15 protein-coding genes are annotated in these 14865 nt (G+C 35.4%); 12 read left to right on the top strand and 3 right to left on the bottom strand.

All coding sequences use genetic code 11. The features are described from left to right. Nucleotides 1-226: 226 nt before the first annotated feature. From CRO00_RS12855 to CRO00_RS12890, 8 genes are all read left to right on the top strand, one after another. Nucleotides 227-1744 carry a hypothetical protein gene (locus CRO00_RS12855; RefSeq protein ID WP_161946689.1) on the top strand — a complete coding sequence of 506 codons (1518 nt, stop codon included), beginning with the start codon at nt 227-229 and terminating at the stop codon, nt 1742-1744. A gap of 153 nt (nt 1745-1897) precedes the next feature. Further along, nucleotides 1898-2545, top strand: a complete 648-nt coding sequence (locus CRO00_RS12860; protein WP_097074081.1) for a GAF domain-containing protein — start codon at nt 1898-1900, stop codon at nt 2543-2545. Nucleotides 2546-2585: 40 nt separating this feature from the next. Next, complete coding sequence (locus tag CRO00_RS12865; RefSeq protein ID WP_097074082.1) at nt 2586-2957, top strand: helix-turn-helix domain-containing protein; 372 nt, start codon at nt 2586-2588, stop codon at nt 2955-2957. A gap of 154 nt (nt 2958-3111) precedes the next feature. Continuing rightward, complete coding sequence (locus CRO00_RS12870; protein WP_097074083.1) at nt 3112-3876, top strand: TerC family protein; 765 nt, start codon at nt 3112-3114, stop codon at nt 3874-3876. Nucleotides 3877-4030: 154 nt separating this feature from the next. Then, complete coding sequence (locus CRO00_RS12875) at nt 4031-5647, top strand: spore germination protein (RefSeq protein WP_237658416.1); 1617 nt, start codon at nt 4031-4033, stop codon at nt 5645-5647. Then, entirely contained in the window at nt 5644-6753 is a 1110-nt protein-coding gene (locus CRO00_RS12880) for a GerAB/ArcD/ProY family transporter (protein ID WP_097074084.1), read from the top strand. The genes CRO00_RS12875 and CRO00_RS12880 overlap by 4 nt, the downstream gene beginning before the upstream one ends. Next, nucleotides 6669-7952 carry a Ger(x)C family spore germination protein gene (locus CRO00_RS12885; protein ID WP_097074085.1) on the top strand — a complete coding sequence of 428 codons (1284 nt, stop codon included), beginning with the start codon at nt 6669-6671 and terminating at the stop codon, nt 7950-7952. The genes CRO00_RS12880 and CRO00_RS12885 overlap by 85 nt, the downstream gene beginning before the upstream one ends. Before the next feature lie 152 nt (nt 7953-8104). After that, nucleotides 8105-8503, top strand: a complete 399-nt coding sequence (locus CRO00_RS12890; RefSeq protein WP_097074086.1) for a cytidine deaminase — start codon at nt 8105-8107, stop codon at nt 8501-8503. An 85-nt stretch (nt 8504-8588) separates the two neighbouring features. Here the strand turns inward: CRO00_RS12890 and CRO00_RS12895 are convergent, their stop codons facing one another. After that, nucleotides 8589-9209, bottom strand: a complete 621-nt coding sequence (locus CRO00_RS12895; protein WP_237658420.1) for a CPBP family intramembrane glutamic endopeptidase — start codon at nt 9207-9209, stop codon at nt 8589-8591. Nucleotides 9210-9423: 214 nt separating this feature from the next. On the opposite strand from CRO00_RS12895, the gene CRO00_RS12900 reads away from it, so the two are divergent. The 4 genes from CRO00_RS12900 to msrB are packed head-to-tail and all read left to right on the top strand — an operon-like array spanning nt 9424 to nt 11956. After that, nucleotides 9424-10365 carry a GDSL-type esterase/lipase family protein gene (locus CRO00_RS12900; RefSeq protein WP_237658417.1) on the top strand — a complete coding sequence of 314 codons (942 nt, stop codon included), beginning with the start codon at nt 9424-9426 and terminating at the stop codon, nt 10363-10365. Between the two features lie 47 nt (nt 10366-10412). Then, nucleotides 10413-10991 carry a YpmS family protein gene (locus CRO00_RS12905; RefSeq protein WP_097074088.1) on the top strand — a complete coding sequence of 193 codons (579 nt, stop codon included), beginning with the start codon at nt 10413-10415 and terminating at the stop codon, nt 10989-10991. A 10-nt stretch (nt 10992-11001) separates the two neighbouring features. Next, nucleotides 11002-11535 (top strand): peptide-methionine (S)-S-oxide reductase MsrA, encoded by a 534-nt coding sequence (gene msrA, locus CRO00_RS12910; protein WP_097074089.1) that lies wholly within the window; start codon nt 11002-11004, stop codon nt 11533-11535. Further along, nucleotides 11528-11956: a peptide-methionine (R)-S-oxide reductase MsrB gene (gene msrB, locus CRO00_RS12915; RefSeq protein WP_097074090.1), complete on the top strand. Its 429-nt coding sequence runs from the start codon at nt 11528-11530 to the stop codon at nt 11954-11956. Before msrA ends, msrB begins: the two co-directional genes overlap by 8 nt. A 42-nt stretch (nt 11957-11998) precedes the next feature. Here the strand turns inward: msrB and CRO00_RS12920 are convergent, their stop codons facing one another. Then, nucleotides 11999-13147: a Ger(x)C family spore germination protein gene (locus CRO00_RS12920; protein ID WP_097074091.1), complete on the bottom strand. Its 1149-nt coding sequence runs from the start codon at nt 13145-13147 to the stop codon at nt 11999-12001. After that, nucleotides 13134-14600, bottom strand: a complete 1467-nt coding sequence (locus CRO00_RS12925) for a spore germination protein (RefSeq protein ID WP_097074092.1) — start codon at nt 14598-14600, stop codon at nt 13134-13136. Before CRO00_RS12925 ends, CRO00_RS12920 begins: the two co-directional genes overlap by 14 nt. Nucleotides 14601-14865: the final 265 nt, after the last annotated feature.

Below are 14865 nucleotides of genomic sequence, written 5' to 3' on the forward strand. Positions count from 1 at the left end.
TTTATTACGCCATTTTACCTAGAAATGAATGTATTGTAGTAAAAGGGAAGCATAACAAACAAACTACTTACATAATCATAGTAATAGCGTTTCCATTATACTGGAAAAAATTATATAAGGGAGGGTCTTAGTGTTAATTTCCTATCCAAATGGAATTGTCGACACGAAAGGCTTCGAGTGCTTTGAACAAAATAACATTAAGTATTTTTACTCAGGAATAATATGGATGCGTAATCAAAAAGCTGGAGAAGAAACAATTAAAAAATTAGCAAATATTTATGAAAAACAAAGGACCATACCATTTATCGAACTATTTGGTTCTTATTATGTCGTTATTCAAGAACCGAATGGGAAACTAACAATGTTTACGGATCATAGTCATTTACATTGTTTTTTTATCGGTGACCATTTTCTTGGAACAAATTTCCTTGAGGTGATCAAGGAAAATAAAGCACGACAGTTCGATCATGATGCACTTTGCGAATATCTTGAATTTGGAAAAGTCCTTTTTGGAAAAACTTTATATAAAAATATAAAACTGTCTGAACCCCGTCATTATTATTTACTTGAAAATGGCAATTTGATTGTCAAAGATAAAACTATTGGTGGAATTGATAAGCCTTCATCCATAAAAGATGTGAATGAATTTTTCAAAGAAATGGCCTACTCCCTTTCTGATTTATCGGTAACAATGTCTTTAACTGGGGGATATGACAGTAGGATGATATTTGCAAATTTGAACCAGCATATACCAATCAAACCCTTTATTAGTGGAAATAATCCGAAAAGTAAAGATATCGTCATCTCACAAAAGGTAGCAAAAGCTGGAGGTAGTTTTAGTGAGGTCATTGAAACGCCAAAAGTAAATGTTACAGAACAATATATTTTATCACTCTTCCAAAATGCACAAGGAATTTCACTATTTTTAAATAACTCATATATAAGAATACATACTTTTGTAAAAAATCGAAAAAACAAAGGATTTCATTGTTATATTACTGGTGCCGGGGGAGAAATGCACAAGGAAATATGGTGGCTGGCAGATTTTCCATTTTATCGGAAAAAAAGTGTAAATTTAAATCGTTTCTACGAACAAAGAATTCACTTTCAAAAGGAACATGTTGCGTTTGGCGAAGCATTAGAAAAAAATAGACAAATACTCAAGCAAAGAATCGTGCAAGAACTTGAAAAATATAAAATGCCTTTCAATACCCAAACCTATGATTCTCTATTCTTTCAGTTAAAAGGAAAAGAAAACTCAATAAACTTTTCCGTTATGTCTAAATTTTTACCCTCATATGCGCCTCTATGGGAACTTGAATTAGTCAGATATTCTTATCAATTGCCTCGAAGTAGTCAGTTCTTTAATTACTCCATGCGGAAAATTACAACAAAAGCCTCTAAAAACATTGCACGTGTTCCAACTGACTATGGCACAACATCATCGAGTGAAGTTCTCTATATAATGAGAGATATACTTTTTCAAGGTGTTGATTATTTTATTAGAGCTTGTCGAATGGTCGCAAGGAAATACTTTAATAAAAATTTATTTATAGGGGAAAGTCAAATTACTTGGTCCATTGAGCAGGAAGTTCGCTCTTTACCATTAGCTAAAAAATCACTCGACTATTGCATCAATAATAACTTCATTAAAGAAGGTACCAAAATGGAAGACTTATCATTCTCGTTACTAGGAAGAGTGATTCAAGTGTATTTGTTAGGCAAATATACAGGTATTCAATAATCAATCGATTTCAAAGTGTCAGATGCCTAGTAAAATAGGGTTTGGCATTTTTTTTTGGAAAAGTAATTTATATTATTAAAGACCTCTCTTTGTAATGATTAATCTCTCTAATTTTTGGATATCGTTACCATATAACGTTTTTTAGGGGGAATTATGGAAAATAATCATATTGTTGTTCAAATGAAAAAGTATATGGCGAATAAAAATGTAAGGGAATTGCTATCACAAATTAACCCTTTTCTTAATAAAAAAGAAGATAACATTCGTGTACTTCTGGAGACGATGATTAACAGCTATATAACAGAAGAAGAATTCCGTGTCATTGAGGCAAAAATGAAATTAGGCACTCTTTGTTTGGATCTAGAAAAGGTCATTCCAACAGGTTTTGCAACATTGTTATTCTATGTAAAAGAAGAGAACAAAATCTATCACGGGGCGGCTCCGAACATTCCGCTTCATTATTTTGATTTTTTCTATCATGTAAATGAACAACAAGTTTTTCATGAAATGGTATGCGGAAAAGCCATTGCCAAAAAGGATTTTGTTTATGTGGATGCAATGAAAGAAATTTCACATGAAAAAGTGCTCATGCAAGAATGTGGATTCAAATCTTTATGGTCGGTTCCTTTTTTTCGCGATCAAACAATTATAGGAACCTTTGCAATGTACCAAACTAAAAAAGAAAGACCTACAACTGAGCAAATTCAATTCGTCAAACAAAAAGTGATGGAATACCAAAATTCAATTTTCCACATTTCAAACAAATTGGCACGATACAAAACAAAATGCGAAAGTAAGTAAACTTCAATTTCCACGATGAAACTAGGAGGAACTACAGGATATGTACGGTGAGCGGTTACGAACATTGCGGTTAGAACATGGATATACGATGGAACAGGTAGGGCAGTTTGTAGGAATCAAAAAGTCAAGTTATGCATCGTATGAAGCCAAATACCGTCAACCACCAATAGACAAGTTAAAAAGTTTCTCTAAACTCTACGGTGTTTCCGTTGATTATATTCTCGGACTTACCGACCAGCGAAACTCTACTGAATACTTAAATACAAAATTTAAGGAAGTTTGCTTAAAACGAGGCCTTCATTGGGATGGGATGGAGATTCCAGAAGATGTCATTGTACTAGTCGAAAAGGTACTAAATGATGCGGTAGATAGGTGTTTTGATGGTTCAAGACAAATAGAAGAGATAAATTGAGTACGTGTACTAGAGTGAAGAGTTTTTCTTCACTCTATTTATGTTTTACAACTTCCCGGTTGAGTATCAAGTTCTAAAATTGTGAAAGAATATATATAGCAAAAATTATAGTTTTTTATTTATGAAAGTATGGACCTTAGGGAGGTTTATTTTATTGGAAGTATCAATTTTATTGGAGTACGGATGGGTGTTGCTGCTATTAGTTGCCCTTGAAGGACTGCTTGCAGCTGATAACGCACTTGTTTTAGCTATTATGGTGAAGCATCTTCCTGACAAAGAAAGAAAAAAAGCGCTGTTTTATGGGTTAGCTGGAGCATTCATTTTTCGCTTTGCTTCATTATTTATTATTTCCTTCCTCGTCGATGTATGGCAAATTCAAGCGCTCGGAGCTTTGTATCTGCTGTTTATATCAATCAATCATATCGTAAGAAAACTTGTCTTTAAAAATAAAGAAGAGGACAAGGAAAAAGAGAAGAAAAAATCGGGTTTCTGGGGTACAGTAATCAAGGTAGAGTTAGCAGATATCGCCTTTGCAATTGACTCGATTCTAGCCGCAGTTGCCCTAGCGATGACGCTGCCAAATACAGATTTCCCTCAAATTGGCGGGATGGATGGTGGAAAGTTCCTTGTCATCTTTATGGGTGGATTAATTGGGTTAATTATAATGCGTTTTGCTGCAAACTTGTTTGTGAAATTGCTACAAACAAGACCAGGACTTGAAATAGCAGCATTTGCCATTGTCGGTTGGGTAGGTGTAAAGCTTGCGGTGTTAACATTGGGGCATCCAGATATTGGAGTGTTATCTTATGAATTTGCTCACTCCACAGATTGGAAACTGTTCTTTTATGCCGTGTTAATTCTCATTGCAATAGCTGGTTGGTTCATATCAAAAGATAAAAAAGTTGAAAAATCTGCATAACACACGTTCATTTCAAACTGGTGAAGAAATACTTCATCAGTTTTTTTTTGAACCAATTGTCCATTTCTTTTTTTGTTTCCAGGTATGTAAAAGTTCGCTATCGGCATACTAAATGACAGTACGCTCTACGCAAACTCTTGAGGGAGGAATGAATATGTCTATTTGGAATCGCTTTAAAAAGAGCCATACGTCCTCTTCTGAAAACAAAAAAGCTGAAACAATTAGCGAAAAAATAGTTGTTAATGAAATGTTGAAAACAGACTATCCGACAGCAATTCACCAAATTCAACAAGTCTTTGAAGATGAAGCCGATTTTGCGATTAGAGAACTTGTCGTTTTTGGAAATATAAATGCGACAATCATGTATTTCAGCAGTTTGGTAGACAAAAAGGATATTAGTGAGGATATTATTAAACCGCTACTTATTAACACTATAAGCAATCACGAAATCTCATTAAAGGAAGTAGTTATTCGGCAAACACTTTACCATGCCGATGTTCAACAAGCCGTTCAATTAGCGGACATCGTGAATGGACTATTACGTGGAAACACTATCTTAATAATTGAGGGAATTCCAGAAGTCATACTCATCAACACAAAAAAGTTAGAAAAACGTTCTATTGCTCAACCTGAAACAGAGCAAGTGATTCGCGGACCTCGAGATGGTTTTATTGAATCTCTTGAAACGAACATTTCCCTTCTTCGCGATCGAATTCCGGTTCCAGAATTCAAGGTAAAATCCAAGCAAATAGGGCGCATAACAAAATCAACGGTATGTATCTTTTATATGGAGAACATTACTAATCCTTCTCTCGTAGAAGATGTTGAGAAACGTTTAGAAAGAATTGATATCGACCGTGTGCTAGATTCTGGTTATTTGGAACAATTTATTCAGGACAATCCCCGTTCTCCTTTTCCACAAGTAAAAAATACCGAGCGACCAGATGTTGCAGTTGGAAATCTGCTTGAGGGAAGAGTCGTCATTATGGTCGATGGGTCTCCAATTGCATTAATTGTACCGGGCACCTTCATTATGTTCTATCAATCATCAGAAGATTACAATGAACGCACAAATGTAATGTCCGTCATCCGAATGACGCGTATTTTTTCAATTATTTTTTCTCTAGTCACTCCTTCTACATATGTAGCCATTATTTCGTATCATCCAGAGCTTATTCCTACAGCCTTTTCCGTTGCCATTACAAGTGGTCGTGCGGGTGTTCCATTCCCTGCAGTAATTGAAGTATTTCTGATGGAAGCCGCGATGGAAATTTTGAGGGAGGCAACCGTTCGAATGCCAAAACAAGTCGGGGGAGCCTTATCGATTGTTGGGGTGCTAGTTGTTGGACAAGCTGCCGTTATGGCGGGGTTTGTTAGTCCTATCACCGTTGTCGTCATTGCCATTACAACAATTGGATCATTTGCAACCCCAACGTATAGTATGGCAAATGGTTTTCGAATGCTTCGGTTCTTTTTAATATTTACGACAGGGGTTTTAGGATTGTATGGATTAATTTTAGGGTTAATTTTAATCATGAATCACCTCTTATCGCTCCGTTCCTTTGGTGTTCCATATTTAAGCCCAATTAGTCCGATGAATTGGGGCGGATTACGAGATTCCTTTATTCGTGTACCGTTACGTTGGTTAATTGATCGACCAGAAGAGCTGTTTGTGAAAAATAGCCAAAGAATAAACAACCCGAAAGAATATCCAACAACAAACCCATTAGGACCTGAACGTCATACAGATATGAAAGAGGAAGACCAATGAGAGAGCCAAGACAAATTACCGCTAGTCAAACGATGATGTCGATTTTCAATAGTATGATTGGGATTTCAATTTTGGGGTTACCGAGAATTGCCAGTGAGCATGTAAATTCAGGTGCAGTTCTCGTAACCATTATCGGTTTAGGAATTATGATGATTGGAATGGGGATTATGACTCTTTTAGGGTATCGTTTCCCGAAAACTTCCTTTATTCAATTTAGCAAACAAATCATCGGGAAAAAGTTGTCGTTTCTGTTTGGTTTATTTATTCTTGTCTTTTTCATTTTGTTAATTGGGTTCATAACAAGAGAGTTTTCATTTATGTTAAGTTCTTTTCTTTACCCAGATACACCCATGATTGTGTTAGTAGGGGCGATGCTAATCATCGTGGCAATTGCTACTAGAAATGATATTACGACCATTTCATACATTCACTTTTTCTATTTTCCATTTTTATTAATACCTTTATTGTTATTAATTGTACTTGCTTTAGAAAATGTAGACATTCGATATGTGAAGCCATTCTTGGGGAACGGTAATACTTTTTCTGATTTTTTACAGGGAGGGTTAACGATTGCAGCTTTTCCTTTTGTTCATATTGGGATATTTTTATTGACAGTGTTAACGCCACATACACATAGTCCAAAAAATGCGATTCGAGGTAGCTTACTAGGTGGACTTTTTTCCTCTCTTCTCATTATACTTACGCTTTTTGTCACCATTGGAGTATTTGGGAGTATGGAGGCAAAATCTCCACTATGGCCACTCTATGTATTGACTCGGATGGTCCAGTTACCGCTTGAATTACTGGAAAGACTTGATATTTTGTTCTTAGGAATATGGGTGTTATCTGCATTTACAACCATTTTATCAGGATATTTGATTATCATTTATACAGGTAGTCAACTTTTTAATTTGAAAAGTCATCGAGTATTATCCTATATAGCGTTACCTCTTGTGTTTGGCGCAGCTATGTACCCTCAAAATATTTTCCACTTATTCGAATTAATTGAACTAGTAGGGAAATGGGGTTTAATCATTACGATGATTTATCCATTATTTTTGCTTTTCATCGCATTAATTCGGAAGAAAGGAAAAGTGATGAAATGAAGCATGCGGCGAAATCTGTGCTTTTGGTAATCCTTGTTTTGTTGATGGCTGGTTGTTGGGATCGAATGGAGATTGAAGAACGAGCAACCATTTTAGGATTATCTATTGATTTACACGATGAAGAGACATCTGACGAACCAATTAATCACCCAAATAGTGATAATATCCCTACTTCTGAAATCGGAATGGTCAAAATCACGGCCCAATTAGCTGTACCAGGTCAAATTCCACTAGGTCCATCACAAGGTGGAGGTGGTGGTGGACCAGAAGACACGGTTTGGGTAGTCAAAGCAATTGGCCATTCGATGGATGATGCTATTAGTAACCTGCAACAGCAATTAGGCTCAACGCTCTTTTTAGGTCATTTAAAAATTATTATTATTTCCAAAGAAGTTGCCGAAAAAGGAATAAAGGAAATTTCTGATTACATTAAGCGTCATCCAGAAATTCGTCGAGATACCTGGCTACTAGTAAATGGCAAAATGGCAGAAGAAACATTAAAAATTGCGCCTAAATTAGAGCGAGTACCTGTTTTATATTTGAGTGGAATGTTGGATAATGCAATAAAAATGGGGAAATTCCCTAAAGGCAAAGTCGGTGAGTTTTGGGTAGGTCTAGAAAATTTAGGACAAGACGGGTATTTGCCTTATATTACTGTAGAAGAAAAAGAGCATATACAAATTAGTGGTCTAGCTTATTTTAAAGACATGAAGATGGTAGGTAATTTAGAACCTTACCAAATTGCTTATTTTAATGGAATAACAGAACAAAATCCGGGTGGTTCTAAAGCACTCGTAAAATTGTCGGAGGATGAATCTGTTATGTTTCAATCTACCGTGCGCAAATCGAAAATCAAGGCAACATTAAAAGATGGACGTCCCCATATCAAAGTAAATTTGAAAGTTATCGGAAATATTGTGGAAAAAAGAAATATGACCATTGATAGCCAGGAGGTTTCTCAAAAAATTGAAAAGATTACAGAAGGTTTAATTAAAGAGCAGTGTGAACAATTAATTAAAGAAACACAAGAAAAACAATCTGATATTTTCGGATTTGGTGAGTATGTTCGAGGTAGCTTACGCAGTTATTGGGATACTGAGGTGAGAACGGCAGAAAAATGGCGGGAAGTCTATAAAAATTTATCGGTGGATGTGGAAACACAAGTTGAGATAAAAGAAGCAGGTATTCGATCTAAATAGCAAAGCAAGAAATTCCCCGTAATTTAGAGGAATGCACAGTTATTTTGCGAACTATATGTATCAAGAGGAGAAAGTGATGTCGAAAATGAGCAAGGAACTCGCTTTTTTGATATGCTTAACTTCTTAAGATTAGCTTGAAAGGGATGAAGATATTGGATAAAGAACAATTAGTAGAAAGTGCACGAATGATAAAGAAAAACGCCTATGTACCTTATTCAAAATTTCCAGTAGGAGCCGCACTACTTTTAAAAGATGGTTCTGTCATAAATGGAGTTAACGTAGAAAATGTTTCATTCGGCGCAACGAATTGTGCTGAGCGGACAGCAATTTTCACTGCAATAGCAAATGGTTACAAAAAGGGCGATTTCCAGGCAATCGCGGTATCGGGGGATACAGTAGATTATCTACCCCCATGTAGCATTTGCCGACAAGTGTTAGTAGAATTTTGTTCACCCTCAATGCCAGTTTATTTAACAAATGAGAAAAAGGAAATATTAGAACTAACTTTAAAAGATTTGTTACCATACGCATTCACAGAATTAGATATGTAATACGATGATAAGGGCCGCTTCCGTGGTCCTTTTTTTATCTGACAGGGGATACATAAGCAAAGAGGGGATTTTTGCATCCGCCTCACTACAACAATAAAATAACAATAAATGCAAACAAATTTGCAATAAAATGTGAAAGGGCACTCATCCACACATGATTTGTTTTGTAAAAGACAATTCCATACAAAACACTATTCATAAAGATAAAGAACAAATCAAAACTCACAATCGTCATTTGACCAAATGTAAAATGTCCGATTGAAAATAGAATCGACGTTATTATAACTGTAGGAGCAATTGGTAATACTTTTACTAAATTTCGTTGGAAGAACCCACGCCAAGCTATTTCTTCCCCTAACGCAAAAAGGGCAAGTTGAAAAATGAGTAACAACAATTTGTCTGCCGTTAATGCAAACTGTGTTCTTTCATACGTATGTTTTATAAATTCTGGTAGGAACAAACTTGCCAAAACAAAACAAAGAACGTTCATGACTAAAGGGGAAAAAATCCAAAGCCAAATCGTTTTATCTTTAAGTTGTGTTCCTACTAACTTTAAAGCATCACGGGAATCGTTATTTAACTTTCTATCAATAAAGTAAAATAGTATTCCGATGATAACTGATAACCCAGCAATATTTATTCCGAAAAAATTTGAAAAGGAAATTAACGTCATCAAAACGATAGCAATCAAAAGTATACGACTCACGTTAGCCAAAGTATCCCTCCATCTTTGTAAATCTTGTTCATCTCCATACCACTTTACCATTTATTTGAAACGTAAACTATTCATTTTAGATATAAAGTAATTTCTAGGCTAATACAATGAATTTATCAGAAAAAAAGTGAAAACATACTATTAATCTCTCATATAATAGATATAAGAAGTTAGTAGCTGAATTTATAGCACAAGGGGGGATTTCATGAGACTACTAACAATCGTTCTATTAAGTTGTTGTTTTCTATCTGGGTGTGTCACAGTGGTTGAGCCAATCGAAATCAATGAATTACAATCGCTAACGACTAAAGAACATGAGTCACAAGTAAGGATGCCAAAAGAAAGCGAAATAAAGCAGAATGAAACAACACTTCAATCTCAGACAAATGACGAAACTCTCCAAACAATCGAACAATATTTTTTAAATGACAGCCCTATCATTGAGGAAGTAAATTACGACAAAACAAAAATATATTATCTCGCTTTAGGAGATTCATTAACTCGTGGCGTGGGGGATGAAGAACAAAAAAATGGGTATACTGAAAGATTAGCGGAGAAAATTGAAGAATGGACATTAAACGCTGAAGTTGTCTTAGATAATCGAGGTAAGCGCGGCAGAAGAAGCGACCAACTCCTTTCACTTATTAAAAAAGGTCATTACAATACAGAGCTCGAAAATTCCGAATTAATTACCATTACTATCGGTGGTAATGATATTATGAAAATTGTTAAAAAAGACCTTTTTGATTTGAAAAGAGAAGCGTTTGATAAAGAACTCGTTGAATTTGAAAGTAGATATAACGAAATTATTCAAGAAATTCGTCTTAGAAATCCAGATGTACCGATTATTTTAATCGGATTATATAACCCATTTTCGGTAATTACTGAAGAAATTACCGAGTTTGAGGCAATTATTTCAGAATGGAACGGGGTCATCGAAGAGCTTTCGGAAAAACATGATAATGCCTGCTTTGTGGACGTGGAAGATTTATTCGATGCCAATGCAAATTTAGTGTACCATACAGACTTTTTCCATCCAAATGGTTATGGCTATACAATCATGACGGAACGAATCATGTCCATTATGAAGTCATGTAGTATTGAAGAAGATTCTAAAGGGTTAATCTTATTTTCGAACAATTCGTAAGGTTAATCCCCCTTTACATATTTTACGACGAATGTAGGAGTGAATTTATGAATAAGTGGAAAGTCGCCTTTTTTTCAATAACCGGTCTCTTCATTATTTTAATAACTGTTGTAATTGTTTGGGCGACTTCACCAGCTGAAGATGTTCCAATTCCAACGCCAAATACAAATATTGCACGAACAGATAGTATTCTTCTTGTAGAAACAACGGCAGATGACTTTGAGAAGTTAGCCATGAAATATTTAGCAGACGCATTAAACAACTCTGCTCTACCAGTAGATTTTGTTGTCGGTGATTTTATCGTTTTAGAGAGTGAGCTGACTGTTTTCGGTGTGACGGTGCCGTTTTCAATGGAGTTTGATCCGGTTGTAAACGACGATGGGAATATTCGATTAAAGCAAACGAGCATGAATGTTGGTAAACTAAATATACCGCCGATTACCGTCTTAAAATTATTGAGTGATTCGGTGCAATTTCCTTCTTGGGTTATCATTCGACCAAATGAGGAAGAAATTTTCGTGGATTTATCAAGACTACGATTATACTCTGGCTCAAAAGTACGTGCGAAAGAGATTGATTTAAAAAATGACCGCATTTTATTAGAAATCATTGTGCCAAATGAATAGGAGGGGTTGTATGACACATCAAGTTGCAACATTCGCTGGAGGATGTTTCTGGTGTATGGTCAAACCGTTTGACGAGCAAGAGGGAATAGAAAGCGTAATATCGGGTTATACAGGTGGACATGTAGAAAACCCAACATACGAACAAGTTTGTTCAGAAACGACAGGCCATTTAGAAGCGGTTCAAATTACGTTTAATCCTGAAATTTACCCTTATGAAAAATTGGTCGAAACGTATTGGACTTTAATAGACCCAACCGATCCAGGAGGGCAATTTTATGATCGTGGAGAATCGTATACAACGGCGATATTTTATCACGATGAAGAACAAAAACGAATTGCAGAAGAGTCGAAAGAAAGACTCGAACAATCAGGAAAGTTCAACAAGCCGATAGCAGTAAAAATTTTGCCTGCAAAGCCTTTTTACCCTGCAGAAGACTATCACCAGCATTATTATAAGAAAAATCCGATGCATTATAATCGCTACCAAATTGGTTCGGGTAGAGCGGCATTTATAGAAAATCACTGGGGGAAAAAACATGAATAAAGAAGAACGATTAAAGCAGTTAACAGATATGCAGTATTATGTAACACAACAACAAGGAACAGAACCACCTTACCAAAACGAATACGATCAACATTTTGAAGAAGGAATTTACGTAGATATCGTTTCAGGTAAACCGTTATTCAGTTCAAAAGATAAATTCGATGCTGGTTGCGGTTGGCCAAGCTTTGCAAAACCAATTGAAGCCCAAGAAGTAACCGAACATTTTGATACGTCCCATGGCATGAGAAGAGTCGAGGTGCGCAGTAAAACAGCCGATTCCCATTTAGGACATGTATTTCCAGATGGCCCGCGTGAACTAGGTGGATTACGTTACTGCATTAACTCAGCAGCACTACGCTTTATTCCAAAACACAAGCTAGAAGAAGAAGGTTACGGTGAGTATTTAAATATTTTTGAATAATAACAAAAGGGGATACTCAAGGTAAAGAGTTTCCCCTTATATTTATTCAATCGTATCTTCAAAGGATTTTCTTCCTGTATCTAATTTTTCAACTTTTATATTTATATTTCGTATGGAATCCTCTGTTAAGGGAATAATCCCATCTTTGTGAATTTTCTTCCAAAGTTTAACATTATCACGGTATAATACTTCAGAGAGGCGGTAAATATCAATGTTTTTTTCAAGTGCAGCCTTGTAACTAACTAAAATCTCCTCCGCAACCTTTTTTCGAATAACTTCTTTAATTTCATCACTTTTTAAATCTCCAATAAAATCATTTAAAGAACCGGTCAAACGAACATCGATGTCAAATTTTACGGAATCGCCATTAACAATCGGAATGATTTTTGGTTTAACATTCTGAATGATAATCGTTAAATCTTGATTACCTTTTGTTGTCGTCGTTATTTGACCTCGTTTTGTTTCTTCCATAACCCATTGAATTCCATGGGCATCGTCATCTTTTATAAATCCTTTAAAACCTAGTTTAGAAACTACACCATAGCCTTCAAATTCTACAGATTTATCTGGACCTTTTTGAGTTTTCCAATCCTCTTTTAATTTTATAGCTGGCATTCTCGCTTCATGATTAGGTTCATTTAATTCGATTATCAATTGTCTTAAAGTGATTGGTTTCACAAACGACGCTTGATCATAGGAATTTAGTGGATCTGCCAGTTTAGTTAACGTGATAGAACGTTTCAACAATGGAGTAACGAGTAGGAAATCCTCTATTGATTTATCAGTACTATAAACCCATGTTTGGTATCTAGTATCCCGAAAACGTGTAATCATATTAATAACAGGGTCCAGACGTTTTTCTTTCAATACTTCATCACTAAAGACAATAAATTGCAGATGTCCCCAATAAACAACCTCATCAATGGCATGATATAAATCAAAAATCGCTTCATCTGGTGTTTTTCCCTTTGCCGTAGAAACTTCTGATTGAATGACATCTTGGTTCACTTGCTCTGTTTTTGCAACATTCGAGAAACTAATCAATTGAAAAGTAATTTCGTATAAACCATCTTTATAATCTACGCCGAGACCATGGATATAGAACATTCGCTCTACTTCTTTTAAATCCCAGCATCCAGAAAGAATTGTACATAACCAAAATAATAATATTACCTTTTTAACCTTCGTCATCTTCTGTCCCTCGGGTATCGTTAGTTCTTGTTGAATCTTGGGGATCTAGCATATTGGGCCGTTCTCCATACTTATCCTTTTTAAGCCTAAACAGTGATTTCTTCAAAGAGGACCAACTTAAATCTGCTGTAATGTCAAAATAAGGTGTCCCAAAAACACGAATACTTGCTAGATAAAAAACGCATGCATAAATACAAATGAAAAATCCAAATAAACCTAAAAAAGCCGTGATGATAATAAAAAAGATGCGAGCGATACTAATGATGGTAACAAGGGATTGATTGGCAATCGTAAAGGAAGCAATGGTGGATAAAGCGATGATAACCACCATAGCTGGACTAGTAATACCAGAACGAATGGCTGCATCCCCAATGATAATACCTCCTACAACACTAATCGTTCCTCCAATTTTCGTTGGAAGTCGCATACCCGCTTCACGAAGTAATTCAAACATGGTTAGTAACAAAAGCATTTCGAGTACTGCGGGAAATGGCAACCCTCTATTACTAATTACCACTGTTGCCAACAATTGTAGTGGTAATTGATCTTGATGAAAAAGGGTTAATGCTAGCCAAAATGCAGGCAAAGCCACACCTATTAAAATACCAAGTAAACGTAAGATCCTTTCAAATGTTGTAAAAACAATTGGATATTCAAAATCTTCGGCGGTCTTTAATAAATGAAAGAAATTAATAGGCGTAATGACAGCAAAAGAACTACCATCCACCATCACTAAAAATCTTCCTCGAGATAATGATTGGATGGCAAAGTCAGGACGAGCAGTGACATTGGTTATAGGTAAAAACCAGTTTTTTTTATTCACTTGTTCCATTAAGGTGGATGGACTGATAATGACATCGGTGTTAATTTTATTTAGTTGTTTTTTAAGTTCCGTTAATATGTCTTTATTTACAATATCATCAAAGTACAAAAGGGCGACTTCCGTTTTCGATCTTTTGCCGAGTGTTAATTTTTCTACACATAATGAGTTTGTAGGTAATCTTTTCCGAATAAGCGCAATATTTGTAGCAAGGTCTTCAATAAAATTATCTCTTGGCCCTTTGACGACAACTTCCATACTCGTTTCATCAGGAGTTCGATTTGGTTTTTTTGCTATATTTGAAGAATACAGAAGCTGACAATCTGTAAAATAAATTAATACATTTCCGCTATAGACGTCTGTAATAATTTCATCTTCCTTTGTTTGCCTTTTTATTTCGGGTAATGGCAATTGTTCAATGGAGGTTTCATCGACATGTTCACTCTTATAAAGACTTTCGATATTTGGTAGAACAATGGTATAAAGCAGTTGTTCATCTACCATTGATTCACATTTAATAAAATAAACGGTGGATTGTCCAAACGAGTATTGATGAAAGATGATATCTGCAGATTTTTGAAAAAGCTCTTTTAAAGTTGAAATAGTGAAGGTTGATTGTCCACCTGTCTCCATCTATTGTTCACTACTTTCTGATTGAATTTTGCTTTGACGTTTTCTTCTAGATATCAAAGCGATGAAAAACATTAAAATTGATAAAACGAAAAAGAATAGGAAAGTGGCAATAAGCATTTCGTTACCATTTATTTGTAAAAACAAACTATCGTCAATTGTAAAAATAAACAACTCAAACTTCGCAGACTGAAATCGACAAATAAGCCTTGATATAGTTAGGCAGACCGTTAATCCACTGCTGTAGTTGACTTTTGATTAATTTTTG

Source organism: Ureibacillus xyleni (assembly GCF_900217795.1).
Classification (GTDB): domain Bacteria; phylum Bacillota; class Bacilli; order Bacillales_A; family Planococcaceae; genus Ureibacillus; species Ureibacillus xyleni.